The organism is Escherichia sp. GZ89 (genome assembly GCF_019366485.1).
Classification (GTDB): Bacteria; Pseudomonadota; Gammaproteobacteria; order Enterobacterales; family Enterobacteriaceae; genus Escherichia; species Escherichia fergusonii.
On record NZ_JAEOHX010000010.1, the window covers coordinates 66,595 to 79,373 of the forward strand.

The window sequence follows — 12,779 nt, forward strand, 5'->3', positions numbered from 1 at the left end:
GAGCACTTACGCTCTGGGCAAGAAACTTGACGAGCTTTGCAGATAATCAAAAAACCATCTGATGATAAAACTGAACTGCGGGATCAGCTGTGATTTGCTCCAGTCTTCGCTTTTCGACACCCCGGTAAAGGAGTCGAGAAAGAAGAGAATGGCAGCAACAATCAACACACCGCGCAACGCACCGAAACAGACGCCCAGCACCCGATCGGTGCCTGACAACCCCGTTTTCTCTACCAGCTGGCCTATCACGAAGTTCACGATAGCACCAACGATCAGGGTAGCGATAAACAGTACCGCAATGGCAATCCCATTTCGAACCAGTTCGTCTTCAAAGCCCGTAAACCAGGCTGACAGGTAAGTGTAGTAATGACTGGCAACAAAGAAAGCACAACCCCATGTCACCAGCGATAACGCTTCACGAACAAAGCCGCGGATCAGGCTAACCAGAGAAGAAAAAGCAATCACCGCGATTATGGCGTAATCAATCCAGACCATATGTGTCCCACGATTTTACGCCCTGTCATCCTGTTCGGGGCGCATTCTAACAGAAAAAGAAAACGTTTGCGTAGGGATTTCCTTCCCGCGCATCAATAAAAATGGCGCTGAAAAAATATTCAACGCCATCGACTTTTTATGCCTTTGCGGCATCGGACAATGCGTGTCGGATGCGGCGTAAACGCCTTATCCGACCTACGGTTCTACTCCTGCACAGACCTCGTCGCATCAGGCAAAACCGTATTAATTCGGTGTATAGCCCATCACCACGCCACTTAAGCCAGAAAGCTGCTTGAGTTCACCCAGCGAACCTTTCAGCTTATCTTTCGAGGCATCTGGCCCAACCAGAATACGGGTAATTTTACCCTGCACCGGCGTGGATGGCGACGTATAAACCCGATAACCCGCGCCGCGCAGCTTACCGACAATCTCATTCACTTTATCGGCATTTTTCAGCGCGCCCAGCTGGACGACATACGCTTTACCCGTCGGGGCGGCTTTTTCTTCCACGACCGGCTTCGGTTCTGGCCTCGGCGCAGGTGCTGCTTCAACCTTCGGTTTAGGCGGTTCCACCGGTTTCGGCTTCGGTGGGGCGACCGGTGCAGGTTCCGGTTCAAACTCGGTGTTATTGGCTGCAATAGTGGCCGGATCGAGCGACGGCGCGGCAGCATCACCTGCCCGCACCTCTTCCGCTGCGCCTTCCGGCGGCTGCGTCGGCAGCGCCTGGGTGGCGGCTGGCATCATATCAGGCTCATCGCGATCGCCCGCTTTTGGCACCAGCGGGATAGCCGCGAACTCATCCTGATAATGCTTTTTCTGCCCGTCCAGCAACCCTGGAAGTACAATCACCCCCAGCGCCACCAGCACGATCGTACCCACTAACCGATTCTGAAACTTACTTGCCACCGCTTCTCCTCGCGTCAATCACTTCCATGACATGTGCGACCGTGTGGAACGAACCACACACCAGCACGGTATCTTCCGCTTTAGCGTCCGCCATTGCGGCATCCCATGCCTGCGCAACGCTATCAAATGATTTGCCGTTACCCAAATGCTCAAGCAGTTGTTCTGCCGTGGCACCGCGCGGCCCTTCCAGTGGCGCACAATACCAGTCATCAACCACGCTTTTCAACCAGGCCAGAGTTCCGGCAATATCTTTATCATGTAGCATACCGATAACCGCCAACACGCGCCCGTTTTTCGGTAACGCTTTCATACGCCCGGTGAGATATTCCGCCGCATGTGGATTATGCGCGACATCAAAAATAACGCGTGGCGACTCGCTCACAATCTGGAAACGTCCTGGCAAAATTGCGCTGGCAATCCCGTCGCGAATGGCATTTTCACTGACCTCCAGCCCGCTGGCACGCAGTGCCGCCAGTGCCGTTGCGGCATTCGGTTGCGGGACAAGCGGCAACGGCAGATTTTCCAGCGTGCCGTAAGCATCGCTGAACGTCCAGTCATTGTCACTGACGGAATAGTTCCACTCAACGCCCCGACGTTGTAGCAGTGCGCCTTTTTCCTGCGCCACATCAGCAATGGTAGAAGGCATTTCAGGCTCTCCGACAATTGCCGGTTTTTCATTGCGGAAAATCCCTGCTTTCTCACGACCAATGCTTTCGCGATCTGGCCCCAACCAGTCGGTATGATCCAGCGCAATGCTGGTCACCACCGCAACATCAGCATCGACAATATTGGTCGCATCCAGACGTCCGCCCAGCCCTACTTCCAGAATCACCACGTCTAGTGGTGCCTGTTTGAACAGCCACAACGCCGACAGCGTACCGTACTCGAAATAGGTCAGGGAAATATCACCGCGTGCCGATTCAATCTCCGCAAAAGAGGCTGTGTGGGCCGATTCCGGCAATTCCTGGCCCTGCACACGAACGCGCTCGGTATAACGCACCAGATGCGGCGAACTGTAGACGCCCACTTTGTACCCTGCCGCCATCAGAATCGACTCCAGCGTACGGCAGGTGGTGCCTTTGCCATTCGTACCGGCAACGGTAAATACAAATGGCGCTGGTTTCAGAACGCCAAGACGTGCCGCGACCTGGCTTACGCGCTCAAGGCCAAGATCGATAGTTTTACTGTGCAGGTTTTCCAGATAAGAAAGCCACGAAGCCAGAGGCGACGCGGCTTGAGGAGTGCGTTTGATAATCATGGTATCCGCTGATTCGTTACGGTGAGAATAGCAAAAGGGCAGAGCCAGTGGCCCTGCCCTTATCAGTTATCAGGCCTCAGGTTCCTGATCCGGTACCGGTGGCACCACTACGCCTTCACGCGGCGCTTCAGGATTCGGCGCTGGCAAATTCATCAACTTCGCCAGAATGCTCGCCAGTTTCAGGCGCATTTCCGGACGACGGACGATCATGTCGATCGCACCTTTCTCGATCAGGAATTCACTGCGCTGGAATCCTGGCGGCAGTTTTTCGCGAACGGTCTGTTCGATAACACGAGGACCGGCAAAGCCGATTAACGCTTTCGGTTCAGCAATGTTGAGATCGCCCAGCATGGCGAAACTTGCAGAAACACCGCCCATGGTCGGGTCGGTCAGCACGGAGATGTACGGCAAGCCGCGCTCCTGCATTTTTGCCAGCGCCGCAGAGGTTTTCGCCATCTGCATCAGCGACATCAGTGCTTCCTGCATACGTGCGCCACCAGAGGCGGAGAAGCAGATCAGTGGGCAGTTATCTTCCAGCGCCTGCTCAACGGCACGTACGAAACGTGCACCTACCACAGACCCCATGGAACCGCCCATAAAGGCGAACTCGAATGCCGCAGCGACAACCGGCATTCCATACAGGGTGCCTTTCATCACCACCAGCGCATCTTTTTCGCCGGTTTCTTTCTGCGCAGAAGCCAGACGGTCTTTATACTTCTTGGAGTCACGAAACTTCAGCACATCTTTCGGCTCAAGCTCGCTACCCAGCTCCACAAGGCTTCCTTCATCTAACAGGCTATGCAGGCGATTACGCGCTGTCATACGCATGTGATGGTCACACTTCGGACAGACCTCAAGATTACGTTCCAGCTCAGCGCGGTATAAAACCTGACCGCAGCTATCACACTTAGTCCACACCCCTTCAGGAATGCTCGCCTTGCGGGTGGGAGTAATGTTGCTTTTAATTCGTTCAATCCAGCTCATTAGGGACCTTTCTGTCTGAACCTGGTTCGATGCCAGTTTTATCTTTGGGGACGCATAATGCCATTTTTGCCCCCAACAGACCATGAATGTTGCACATTAAAACATAACAGCCCGAAACTTTGGATAAAAAAGTGGTCGAACCGCGGAGTTACTTTTTATTTTGCGGCGCGTGCCGCAGCGCGTTTGTGACGAATAAATTCGAAAACACCTGGCAATATTGAAACAAAAATAATGCCAACAATCATCAGTTTAAGGTTGCTCTGAATGAAGGGGAGCGTTCCGAAGAAATAACCCGCGTAGGTAAAAATCAGTACCCATAGCAACGCGCCGATGACGTTAAAAGCGGCGAAATGACGATACGACATGTGGCCCATTCCCGCAACGAACGGCGCGAACGTTCTGACGATCGGTACAAAACGGGCGAGAATAATCGTTTTGCCGCCATGTCTCTCGTAAAACTGATGAGTCTTATCAAGATAACTGCGACGAAAGATTTTCGAATCCGGATTACTGAACAGTTTGTCACCAAATAACCGTCCAATGGTGTAGTTCACTGCGTCACCCACAATCGCGGCGATCAGCATCAGCACCACCATCATATGGACGTTGAGATCGTTGGTTTCCAGTGATGCCAACGCACCAGCAACAAACAGCAATGAATCTCCCGGCAAAAACGGCGTTACCACCAGACCGGTTTCACAGAACAAAATTAAGAACAAAATGGCATAAACCCAGACGCCATACTCTGCGACCAGTTCTGCCAGATGCACGTCAATGTGCAGGATAAAATCGATGAGGAAATAAATCAGGTCCATATTAGCCTATGCCTTGTACTCGTCATCTTTCAGGCTATAACTACGTTGGCTACAGCCTGAAATGTTCCGAGCATTATTCTCGTTAGTCCGCCAGAAATAGCGGGCCCATTGGCGGTTTTGGAAGATCAAACCGGTCAGGGTAATCCACCGCAACCAGATATAGTCCTTCCGCTTTTGCCGTTGCTGCCGCCAGCGTTCTGTCCTTTGCTGCCAGCAGTTCTGCTATCCAGCTCTCCGGCTGGTTGTTGGCGCCGACTTCCATCAGGCTGCCGACAATATTCCTCACCATATGATGTACAAAGGCATTTGCTTTGATATCTACCACCACATAAGGACCGTGACGCGTGACGTTAATATGCATAACATTGCGCCACGGGGTTCGGGACTGGCACTGCACCGCACGGAACGAGGTGAAATCATTCTCGCCCAGCAGGCATTGCGCAGCCCGATGCATCCGTTCAGCGTCCAGCGGTTCGTAAAAATGGGTTACCCCTTTACTCAGCACTGCCGGACGCAGTCGATGATTGTAGATGATGTAGCGATAACGGCGAGCCGTGGCGCTAAATCGGGCATGAAAATCATCAGGTACAGCTTTAACCCAACGCACGGCGATGTCACCAGGTAAATTCGCATTTACGCCCAACGTCCACGCAGCGTCTTTACGCTGTGCCGTAGTTTCGAAATGCACAACCTGCCCTGTACCGTGTACGCCTGCGTCAGTACGTCCGGCGCAGAAGACGGTGATGGGTTCGTTCGCCACCTGGGAGAGCGCCTTTTCCAGCTTCTCCTGCACACTGCGGACTTCATTCTGCCGTTGCCAGCCGTAATACCTACTGCCGTCGTACTCAATGCCCAGCGCAATTTTATAAACTGGCGGTTGTTGCTGGTCGGACATTAGTACAGATACTCCTGCACCAGTTTCTCGGCGATTTTTACTGCCATCAGCGCGCCGCCAAAGCGAACGTTATCGGCCACCGACCAGAACTGGACTTGTTCCGGCATACCGTAGTCATTACGTACGCAGCCAACGGAAAGATGCGGCGTACCAGAAGCATCCCCCACCTGCGTCGGGAATTCGTTCTCTTCAGAGAGCACAATATCTTCGCCTTGAGCAAACGCATCACGCGCTTCTTCTGCCGCCAGCGGACGCAGAGCTTCAAAGTTGACCATCTGGGCATGACCGTAAAATACCGGTGCCTGAACAACACTTGCCGAAATCATCAGCCCTTCGTCTTGCAGGATTTTGCGTACTTCGTCAACGATACGACGTTCTTCACGCACGCTACCTTCGCTATCCGGCAGTAACGGCAGCATGTTGAACGCCAGCTGACGACCAAAGAAATCCTCTTCATCAATCGGAATGCCGTTCAACAGTTTCGCACTCTGCCCTGCTAACGCATCGACCGCTTTTTTACCCTGGGCGGAGGCAGAAATCAGGCTGGTGACGCTGATACGTGACAAACCGCCCTGATCGATTAACGGTTTCAGTGCTGCCAACAACTGGCTGGTCAGGCTGTCCGGTACGGCGATGACATTACGGTTACGGTAATCAGCAAGTACAAACGGGTTTACTTCCGGCACCACCAGCGGTACGTCAGGTTCGAGAGCAAACAATCCGCTGCTGTCGATAACCAGGCAACCTGAGTTGGTCGCTTCTTCAACCCAGGTCGCGGTGGCTTCTTTGCCTGCGACAAAAAACGCCAGTTGCGCCTGCGTCCAGTCGAATTCAGCGGCATCCTGCACGGTGATTGTCTTACCACCAAAGCGCAGTTGTTCGCCTGCGCTTTCGTTACGTGCCAGTGCATAAATTTCCCCAACCGGGAACTGACGTTCAGCCAGCGTTTCAAGCAGGGCTTCGCCCACAGCGCCAGTTGCGCCCAGGACGGCAATGTTCCAGCCTTCAGACATGGTGGTTTACTCCAGAAATAGCAAAGCTCCCTGCCAATGTTACAGCAGAGAGCATGAAGAAGAGATTAACGTGCCGGATGATGAACGGCGTTAAAACCCAGTTTACACAGCAATGATGCCGCACTGGCGTCATCACAAATCACATACAGAGATGACCATTCACGGCGCTCAAGATAGTTTTTGCGCAGTTTATCGAACTCACCCGGTATCCCGGCGACTTTACGCAGCGGTGCGTCATCGCGGCGCACATCATACACCAAATGCACCAGCCTTTTCAGCGTCGGTTGATCGAGCGGACCATGCAGCGTAATGCGACCAAACTCTGGTGCGGGTAGCAACGTATCCAGCGCAACGTGTTGTTCATGCCCAATAGACTTGCTATAGGCTTCAAACACTTGCGTCGTACCACGGGCTTTACCTTCGAGGGTGTAGCCCGCAATATGCGGCGTGCCGATATCCACTTTTTTCAGCAATTCTACGTTGAGTTCCGGTTCGCCTTCCCAGACATCCAGCACTACGCTTAACTTCTGCCCTTCATTCAGACAGGTCAACAGGGCAGTATTATCGACGACTGCGCCACGGCAGGCGTTAATCAAGATCGCTCCCGGCTTCAGGCTGCGGATCAGTTTTTCATCCGCCAGATGTAGCGTTTTGTACGGCCCATCTTTAAAGAGTGGCGTATGGAATGTCAGGATATCCGCATGCTGGACTAATTCATCCAACGAACGGAAATCGCCCTCATCCCCACGATCGGCACGCGGCGGATCGCAAAGCAAGGTTTTGATCCCCAGCGCTTCCAGTCGTGCCTGTAAACGCCGACCAACGTTACCAACGCCCACGATCCCCACGGTACGCTCATGCAGTGAAAATCCATCGCGTTCAGCAAGCATCAGCAGTGAGGAGAAAACATATTCCACTACCGCAATCGCATTACAGCCAGGTGCTGCGGAAAAACCAATTCCCGCCTGCTTTAACCATGTTTCATCGACATGGTCGGTCCCCGCTGTGGCAGTGCCAACAAATTTAATGGGTTTTCCTGCCAGCAAAGATTCATTCACTTTGGTGACCGAACGCACCATCAGCGCATCCGCGTCTGCCAGTTGAGCGACGGGAATCGGGCGGCCAGGAACTGCTTTCACTTCCCCCAGGCGACTAAATAATTCGCGGGCATAAGGCATATTTTCATCAACAAGGATTTTTAACCCTTTTTCAGTCTCTGACAATCTAAGGCTCCTTTATTAACAAACGCCCATTTGCAAACTGCTGTTTAATCTGAAAAAAACATTCATAATCATACAGATAACAACATAACCATTTAGACGGGCAATACTGAAAAATTGTTATTCAGTATCGCCCTTTAAGCCGTTTCAGGCTATATAAAATTAATCCCCCGTGGACACTGCGTGGACACTCACGCCACCTTTCAGCGGATTAAGGGCCACCGCATCCTGCAGGTAATCCGGTGCAAAATGTGCATATGCCATTGTTTGCTGAATGGTTGCGTGGCCAAGAATCTTCTGAAGCGCAATAATGTTTCCTCCGTTCATCACAAAATGGCTGGCGAACGTATGCCGCAGCACATGTGCAGCCTGGCCTTTTGGCAAATCGGGCTTAACTCTTTTCAGCGCCAAGCAGAATTCCCGGTACTTCACCTCAAACAAGCCGCCTGTTTCTCTGGTTTTGATCGCCTCACAAACTGCCTGCGAAATTGGCACTGTTCTCTTTCGGCCATTTTTGGTTTCAAGAAACGTTACACGGTTATGAACTATCTGTTCACCACGAAGCTTACAAGCTTCACTCCAGCGCGCCCCCGTGCTTAAACACAAAAGCGCAACACGCCAGTAATCGCCCTCCAGTGTATCGAGCAATAGCGCCACTTCCTTCTGGGACAGGAAAGCCATTTCTCGTGGAGATACATAAAGAATAGAAATTCCCCTTACCGGATGTTCTGCATCCCAGAGGCCTATTTTCTTCAGTACGGTAAACATTCCGGATAACCGATTCATGTATCTGTTAGCAGATGACGGTTTCAATCCATCAGCTATCTTTTGAGAACGCCATGCGATAATTTTCAGCTTATCAAGATCCACAGCCTGCATATCAGCGCCAAGCTCATTGATTATGTTGCGCAGTTGTTTTCGGTCTTCTTCCGCCTTACGCCTGTGTTGACCGTGATACATCCACCACAACTCAAGCAAATCATTTAGCGTTCGGCGATCACGGTAGCCCTGTATATATTCCCGCTTTTCAGCGTTCGCCATGATGTAGCGTTCAGTGGCCACCGCTACCGATTTTTTGTCAAATACCTTACGCACGCGCTTTCCCTTGCGTCCGTTCGGCCTGATGTCCAGCAAATAACGACCATTTTCGAGCTTCTTAATTGACATTGCGAAGCCCTCCAATGAACCGCTCTACAATTTCTCCAGCCTCTTTCCAGCAATAATCAGACCAGACAAAGAGCAGGTCTAACCAGTTTTCTGGCCTTAGCGGGGTGATTTTTGGTTTGTTTCGGTTGAAACCTGATCGCCCTCCGAATCGAAGAAGCCATCAAGAGAGAGAGGCGGAGCAATCTGCCCCGTCGCAGCATTAGTTTGATTAAACATCACCCAATCCGAATACTTCCGAAAACGAGGATGATTCAAAATCAGGAGTAGCGTTTCTCCAGGTATCATTCTTCCCAATATTTCATAATTTTTGAGATTGTTTTGAGATACCCCTGTCACCTCTTCCATCTCTCTACGTGACAATCCCTCTGCCTCTCGAATCAGGCGAAGTTTTTCTCCAAGGCTTGATTTATGGATCATATGTGATCTAAACTCCACGCTATTGGGTTACATGTAATACAAAACATTCAAATAACCAAAATAAGCCTATATAAGCCATTTTGGGCCATTTGGACGAATTAAGGAGATTACCACAATGAGCGAATCAGAGCTTGAGGGGTTCATTCAGGTAGCACCATATCCACTTGAAGCGGTGCCATATCAACTATTTGCCAAGATGATTGGTCGCAAAGAATCAACCGTCAGAACCATGATTGACGCTGCAAAATTACCAACGATTGACTTTGTGAAACCAGGTTCAGTGAAGACGCGAGCATCAGAAAACTGGGTATATCTGCCAGCATTTAACGCAGGTATGCGCAAAGCGTTTTTTGATCAGCCGAAAGAACGCCGCGATGCATGGTTGTTGTGGCTGGGGCTTTAATCATAAATGACCAACAATATCACCAGCGCCATTTTGGACCTTGTATTCCTAGAAGTGGGTGTAATAGCGATTTATCTGCTTAGCAAGCTAACAGGACAAAAAAAACGCTTTATTGTTCTCAACGTTCATTACCTCGCCGCTTATGCCAGAGGTCTTTTTCCGATCACCATTGGTGCGGTGCTCACAGCGTTTGTTATTTGGCTCATCGGGTAGAGGCTCGAAAAATGAGTAAGCAGCAGCGAAATGGCAAGCCCCACAACACGGGATTTCGTCGCAATTACTTTGAAAATGGGCGTTATGCCGGGGAAGTAAATAGGTACGGAGTTTTTGACATGAAGCAACAGTGCAATTCTTCACAGCAACGCTTCCGCAACGGGGCGGAACGCCATGCTAACCGTTTCGCTAACAGTGCATCGCGTAGCAACTCTCGCTACAGCTTGAGCGAAACACACGCCACACCTGATGGCCATCCCGTAAAACAAATTGGTGAACACACCTGGCTGATTGAGAAAGCTGGAATCGTGGTTCACAGATGCCCGCACAACCCATTTACCGGAAACCGCATTTTTGCTCTGAGCAACGGCGACAATCAGTTCGGGCAGGATTTCACATTATACGAAGCACTTCGCACAGTTGATCGTCTGCTTCGCGGGCAAAGTTTTATTAAAAAGACCGATTTATAACAGGTGCTTTATGACCAAAGAGCATGCACAAGGTGTATTTATCCGTTTTATTGATTTTCGCGGTGAACTGTTATTACGCGCATCAGCTATTGATGGAGTCGTCCCATCAGAAAAAAATGCAGCTACTTACGTTTATCTGAACGGCACGCGCCTGACCGTAGAACTTCCGTACCAGACTGTACACGAAATCATTAGCGAAGCTGAAAAGGCACGTCAGGTTAATGGCGATAAACCCTATATCGAAATTATCTGCATGGATTCAGAAGCTGAAATTCAGAAAGCAGATTAAAGGGTGTTGCAATGGACAAAGAATATAAAACACTCATCAACAAAGCACTTGAGCGTTTTTATTTTCGCTTAAGCGCATCAGGCGTTCATGCTGAACGTGCAGCCCGTGACTCATTGACTAGGGCAATCCGGAGTCTGTATGACGTGGCTTTTTACGCTGATGATCTGGATGCACTTAACGAACTTTCCGAGCTGATCTGTGCCGCAGAATGCGGAGAACATATTGAACCGTATAAGCTGGGGAATATCGCATGAGTATATTTATCTCATGGCTTGTTCTGATTATTTCGGTGGCCTGCGCCATTGGGATTATGCGAATTATTAATTCAGTGAAAAAGATCGAGCGTTTTTTCTCTGATGAATAACGATACAAATAAAACATCAAATTAAATAAGAAAACGTGAAAACCATCCGTATTAACGGAGGTATTCGCTCACGCAAATAACGGAGATACAAAAATGCACGCAAAAGAAGAAGGTATCATCAGAGCACTGAAAGAAATTTCAAAGATGGAAAGCGAAGTAGCGAAAAAAGCCGTGGCCAATGCTCACATGGACGTCGCAACCCACACAATGATAGTCGCAAAAGTCACGGCAGAAGCTGCCAAAATCATCGAAGAACAGGGTGTGGAACTTGCGCTTCTCAAAACTAAACCAGTCACCGGACTGGATTTATCTGACACCGGACGCCTTATTTACACTATTGGCTCGGAGCCACAGCGATACACCATTATCGCCGGATTACAGAACAAATACCTGATCACTCCTCACCCCATAAGGGAATCAGCGCTTCTGACAAATCTCCGCCTGATAGAGCGCTCTCAAGTTGCATTCATTGATGACGCCCGACACACCGTATTTAACGCATAGGGTTACTGGACAAAGGGGGTGCAATGGCAATTAAGCATTTTCCCGTCGTTCGCTTTACCTCCAGAGGGCGCGAATACGAGGTCGACGAACGCCTGATTACCACTATCGACAAACATCGTTCGAAAAAGGATGCACACCACATCTACCTCACTGACGGTACTTACTTCTGCGCCACCAACGTGGCGCGGGTGAATCTTATCCGACAGGTACAGGAGCCACGCAGATGACCATTCTGGACTACATCGCTACTCATCCGGGTTGTAGCGGCGGAGAGATCGCCGCAGCACTGAATACTCCAACCACAGCCATTAATGCTGAGTTACGCCAACTTTGGCGCGGCGGCTTAGTCATCAGAACAAACCGCAGCACAGGTGGTCGCGCTCGCAAAACTGGAGGCCAGGCTTCTTACCACGTAAACCCGATGCCGTTCGGGTGTAGCAATCCACTTACTCACATGTTTAACCAGCTACTGAAGGAAGCCAGAACATGAGCACCATCAACCACCAGAAGCTACGCGAACTGGCATTTGCCCTGCAACGAATGGCAACGCCTCAAAAATTACTGGCATTTCGCGCAATGCTCTCGCCGTCTGCTGTGCTGGCACTGCTGGATGAGCTGGAGCACGCCAGAACCACGGCTCCTGCCATTCGCCTGACACTCCATCATGAAATCGCTGATTTCTGCGCGACGTTGGAGGCACCAGGCGAACCGGAAACGCCGGAAGCAATACAGCAAGAGCTGCTGCAACGCATTGACAAGGTTTTTGATTTTTTTCTGAACCAGTAAGAAACCAGAACATGCACACACAAAAAAACCGCTTGCCATGCCGCAATCAGTCAGGTTACATTTCCGCTGCACCTCACAAAACGGGTGCCGGGTTTCGCAGCCTGCTGACTACACAAGCGCACAACCGCGCCAGCGGTTTTTTTGTGCGTACTGTATTGCCACGTTTTTTTCGCGTCAGAATTATGGCGGGGCGTACGGGGCCGACTTCGGTCGGGCCGGGTTCTTGTGTAGCCGGTACTGCGAACCTCGTACGTCTCGCCACCCACAGTTTCGCAGCTCTGGATGGTGAGTTTTCACAACTTACTACACAAGGGGCCACACCATGGCAAACCGCAAACCACACCGCGCTATCGCGGAGCGTCGTCACATCCAGACTGAAATCAACCGCAGACTTTCCCGCGCATCACGCGTCGCGCAAATCATGCACATCAATATGCTGCATGAGCGCAGCCACGCACTATCAAACATTTATTCCGCCTCTGTTTTCAGCTATCTGGCGGATGATCTGCACGAGCTTCAACAGCTCATCCAGCAGCAAAACAAACTCCATTAATTCCTGTTCCGGGCCTTTCCTGCACCT

At 50.8% G+C, this 12,779-nt stretch carries 21 protein-coding genes; 11 read left to right on the plus strand and 10 right to left on the minus strand.

Annotated elements, in window-relative coordinates:
* Window positions 1–6: 6 nt before the first annotated feature.
* From cvpA to K0335_RS16245, 10 genes are all read right to left on the minus strand, one after another.
* Complete coding sequence (gene cvpA / locus K0335_RS16200) at window positions 7–495, minus strand: colicin V production protein (RefSeq protein ID WP_000262105.1); 489 nt, start codon at window positions 493–495, stop codon at window positions 7–9.
* Window positions 496–738: 243 nt separating this feature from the next.
* A complete protein-coding gene (gene dedD / locus K0335_RS16205; RefSeq protein WP_000146991.1) occupies window positions 739–1,401 on the minus strand; it encodes a cell division protein DedD in 663 nt (220 codons plus the stop codon).
* Window positions 1,391–2,659, minus strand: coding sequence for a bifunctional tetrahydrofolate synthase/dihydrofolate synthase (folC, locus tag K0335_RS16210; protein WP_000584561.1), 1,269 nt, complete (start codon window positions 2,657–2,659; stop codon window positions 1,391–1,393). Before folC ends, dedD begins: the two co-directional genes overlap by 11 nt.
* Before the next feature lie 69 nt (window positions 2,660–2,728).
* Window positions 2,729–3,643: an acetyl-CoA carboxylase, carboxyltransferase subunit beta gene (gene accD / locus K0335_RS16215; protein ID WP_000118404.1), complete on the minus strand. Its 915-nt coding sequence runs from the start codon at window positions 3,641–3,643 to the stop codon at window positions 2,729–2,731.
* A gap of 155 nt (window positions 3,644–3,798) precedes the next feature.
* On the minus strand, window positions 3,799–4,458 hold the full coding sequence (locus tag K0335_RS16220) for a DedA family protein (protein ID WP_000364330.1): 660 nt from the start codon (window positions 4,456–4,458) through the stop codon (window positions 3,799–3,801).
* Window positions 4,459–4,540: 82 nt separating this feature from the next.
* Window positions 4,541–5,353, minus strand: a complete 813-nt coding sequence (gene truA, locus K0335_RS16225; RefSeq protein WP_001283600.1) for a tRNA pseudouridine(38-40) synthase TruA — start codon at window positions 5,351–5,353, stop codon at window positions 4,541–4,543.
* Complete coding sequence (locus tag K0335_RS16230; RefSeq protein WP_104918017.1) at window positions 5,353–6,366, minus strand: aspartate-semialdehyde dehydrogenase; 1,014 nt, start codon at window positions 6,364–6,366, stop codon at window positions 5,353–5,355. The genes truA and K0335_RS16230 overlap by 1 nt, the downstream gene beginning before the upstream one ends.
* 65 nt (window positions 6,367–6,431) lie before the next feature.
* Window positions 6,432–7,544 carry a 4-phosphoerythronate dehydrogenase PdxB gene (gene pdxB / locus K0335_RS16235; RefSeq protein ID WP_231825837.1) on the minus strand — a complete coding sequence of 371 codons (1,113 nt, stop codon included), beginning with the start codon at window positions 7,542–7,544 and terminating at the stop codon, window positions 6,432–6,434.
* Window positions 7,545–7,748: 204 nt separating this feature from the next.
* Window positions 7,749–8,753 (minus strand): tyrosine-type recombinase/integrase, encoded by a 1,005-nt coding sequence (locus K0335_RS16240; protein WP_219393928.1) that lies wholly within the window; start codon window positions 8,751–8,753, stop codon window positions 7,749–7,751.
* A gap of 96 nt (window positions 8,754–8,849) precedes the next feature.
* Entirely contained in the window at window positions 8,850–9,170 is a 321-nt protein-coding gene (locus K0335_RS16245) for a helix-turn-helix transcriptional regulator (protein ID WP_000581441.1), read from the minus strand.
* Between the two features lie 115 nt (window positions 9,171–9,285).
* On the opposite strand from K0335_RS16245, the gene K0335_RS16250 reads away from it, so the two are divergent.
* The 11 genes from K0335_RS16250 to K0335_RS22520 all read left to right on the plus strand — a co-directional run bounded on the left by K0335_RS16250 (window position 9,286) and on the right by K0335_RS22520 (window position 12,752).
* Window positions 9,286–9,573 carry a Cox family DNA-binding protein gene (locus tag K0335_RS16250; protein ID WP_000004248.1) on the plus strand — a complete coding sequence of 96 codons (288 nt, stop codon included), beginning with the start codon at window positions 9,286–9,288 and terminating at the stop codon, window positions 9,571–9,573.
* A gap of 6 nt (window positions 9,574–9,579) precedes the next feature.
* On the plus strand, window positions 9,580–9,786 hold the full coding sequence (locus tag K0335_RS16255) for a hypothetical protein (protein WP_097308332.1): 207 nt from the start codon (window positions 9,580–9,582) through the stop codon (window positions 9,784–9,786).
* A gap of 119 nt (window positions 9,787–9,905) precedes the next feature.
* Window positions 9,906–10,256, plus strand: coding sequence for a DUF4761 family protein (locus tag K0335_RS16260; protein ID WP_000813101.1), 351 nt, complete (start codon window positions 9,906–9,908; stop codon window positions 10,254–10,256).
* Window positions 10,257–10,266: 10 nt separating this feature from the next.
* Entirely contained in the window at window positions 10,267–10,545 is a 279-nt protein-coding gene (locus tag K0335_RS16265; RefSeq protein WP_000159456.1) for a hypothetical protein, read from the plus strand.
* Between the two features lie 11 nt (window positions 10,546–10,556).
* Window positions 10,557–10,799, plus strand: a complete 243-nt coding sequence (locus K0335_RS16270; RefSeq protein WP_000357028.1) for a DUF4754 family protein — start codon at window positions 10,557–10,559, stop codon at window positions 10,797–10,799.
* On the plus strand, window positions 10,796–10,909 hold the full coding sequence (locus tag K0335_RS16275; RefSeq protein ID WP_000021659.1) for a hypothetical protein: 114 nt from the start codon (window positions 10,796–10,798) through the stop codon (window positions 10,907–10,909). The genes K0335_RS16270 and K0335_RS16275 overlap by 4 nt, the downstream gene beginning before the upstream one ends.
* A 93-nt stretch (window positions 10,910–11,002) precedes the next feature.
* Window positions 11,003–11,413 carry a hypothetical protein gene (locus tag K0335_RS16280; RefSeq protein ID WP_000543031.1) on the plus strand — a complete coding sequence of 137 codons (411 nt, stop codon included), beginning with the start codon at window positions 11,003–11,005 and terminating at the stop codon, window positions 11,411–11,413.
* Between the two features lie 23 nt (window positions 11,414–11,436).
* Window positions 11,437–11,640, plus strand: coding sequence for a hypothetical protein (locus K0335_RS16285; RefSeq protein WP_219393929.1), 204 nt, complete (start codon window positions 11,437–11,439; stop codon window positions 11,638–11,640).
* A complete protein-coding gene (locus K0335_RS16290) occupies window positions 11,637–11,903 on the plus strand; it encodes a helix-turn-helix domain-containing protein (RefSeq protein WP_000153700.1) in 267 nt (88 codons plus the stop codon). The genes K0335_RS16285 and K0335_RS16290 overlap by 4 nt, the downstream gene beginning before the upstream one ends.
* A complete protein-coding gene (locus tag K0335_RS16295; RefSeq protein WP_000104296.1) occupies window positions 11,900–12,199 on the plus strand; it encodes a hypothetical protein in 300 nt (99 codons plus the stop codon). The genes K0335_RS16290 and K0335_RS16295 overlap by 4 nt, the downstream gene beginning before the upstream one ends.
* Window positions 12,200–12,521: 322 nt before the next feature.
* A complete protein-coding gene (locus tag K0335_RS22520; protein ID WP_000013441.1) occupies window positions 12,522–12,752 on the plus strand; it encodes a hypothetical protein in 231 nt (76 codons plus the stop codon).
* Window positions 12,753–12,779: the final 27 nt, after the last annotated feature.

Excerpts from the sequence above, each read along its gene's own strand:
- cvpA (WP_000262105.1), bottom strand. The coding sequence starts at position 495 with ATGGTCTGGATTGATTACGCCATAATCGCGGTGATTGCTTTTTCTTCT.
- folC (WP_000584561.1), bottom strand. The coding sequence starts at position 2,659 with ATGATTATCAAACGCACTCCTCAAGCCGCGTCGCCTCTGGCTTCGTGG.
- accD (WP_000118404.1), bottom strand. The coding sequence starts at position 3,643 with ATGAGCTGGATTGAACGAATTAAAAGCAACATTACTCCCACCCGCAAG.
- K0335_RS16220 (WP_000364330.1), bottom strand. The coding sequence starts at position 4,458 with ATGGACCTGATTTATTTCCTCATCGATTTTATCCTGCACATTGACGTG.
- truA (WP_001283600.1), bottom strand. The coding sequence starts at position 5,353 with ATGTCCGACCAGCAACAACCGCCAGTTTATAAAATTGCGCTGGGCATT.
- K0335_RS16230 (WP_104918017.1), bottom strand. The coding sequence starts at position 6,366 with ATGTCTGAAGGCTGGAACATTGCCGTCCTGGGCGCAACTGGCGCTGTG.
- pdxB (WP_231825837.1), bottom strand. The coding sequence starts at position 7,544 with ATGCCTTATGCCCGCGAATTATTTAGTCGCCTGGGGGAAGTGAAAGCA.
- K0335_RS16240 (WP_219393928.1), bottom strand. The coding sequence starts at position 8,753 with ATGTCAATTAAGAAGCTCGAAAATGGTCGTTATTTGCTGGACATCAGG.
- K0335_RS16245 (WP_000581441.1), bottom strand. The coding sequence starts at position 9,170 with ATGATCCATAAATCAAGCCTTGGAGAAAAACTTCGCCTGATTCGAGAG.
- K0335_RS16250 (WP_000004248.1), top strand. The coding sequence starts at position 9,286 with ATGAGCGAATCAGAGCTTGAGGGGTTCATTCAGGTAGCACCATATCCA.
- K0335_RS16255 (WP_097308332.1), top strand. The coding sequence starts at position 9,580 with ATGACCAACAATATCACCAGCGCCATTTTGGACCTTGTATTCCTAGAA.
- K0335_RS16260 (WP_000813101.1), top strand. The coding sequence starts at position 9,906 with ATGAAGCAACAGTGCAATTCTTCACAGCAACGCTTCCGCAACGGGGCG.
- K0335_RS16265 (WP_000159456.1), top strand. The coding sequence starts at position 10,267 with ATGACCAAAGAGCATGCACAAGGTGTATTTATCCGTTTTATTGATTTT.
- K0335_RS16270 (WP_000357028.1), top strand. The coding sequence starts at position 10,557 with ATGGACAAAGAATATAAAACACTCATCAACAAAGCACTTGAGCGTTTT.
- K0335_RS16275 (WP_000021659.1), top strand. The coding sequence starts at position 10,796 with ATGAGTATATTTATCTCATGGCTTGTTCTGATTATTTCGGTGGCCTGC.
- K0335_RS16280 (WP_000543031.1), top strand. The coding sequence starts at position 11,003 with ATGCACGCAAAAGAAGAAGGTATCATCAGAGCACTGAAAGAAATTTCA.
- K0335_RS16285 (WP_219393929.1), top strand. The coding sequence starts at position 11,437 with ATGGCAATTAAGCATTTTCCCGTCGTTCGCTTTACCTCCAGAGGGCGC.
- K0335_RS16290 (WP_000153700.1), top strand. The coding sequence starts at position 11,637 with ATGACCATTCTGGACTACATCGCTACTCATCCGGGTTGTAGCGGCGGA.
- K0335_RS16295 (WP_000104296.1), top strand. The coding sequence starts at position 11,900 with ATGAGCACCATCAACCACCAGAAGCTACGCGAACTGGCATTTGCCCTG.
- K0335_RS22520 (WP_000013441.1), top strand. The coding sequence starts at position 12,522 with ATGGCAAACCGCAAACCACACCGCGCTATCGCGGAGCGTCGTCACATC.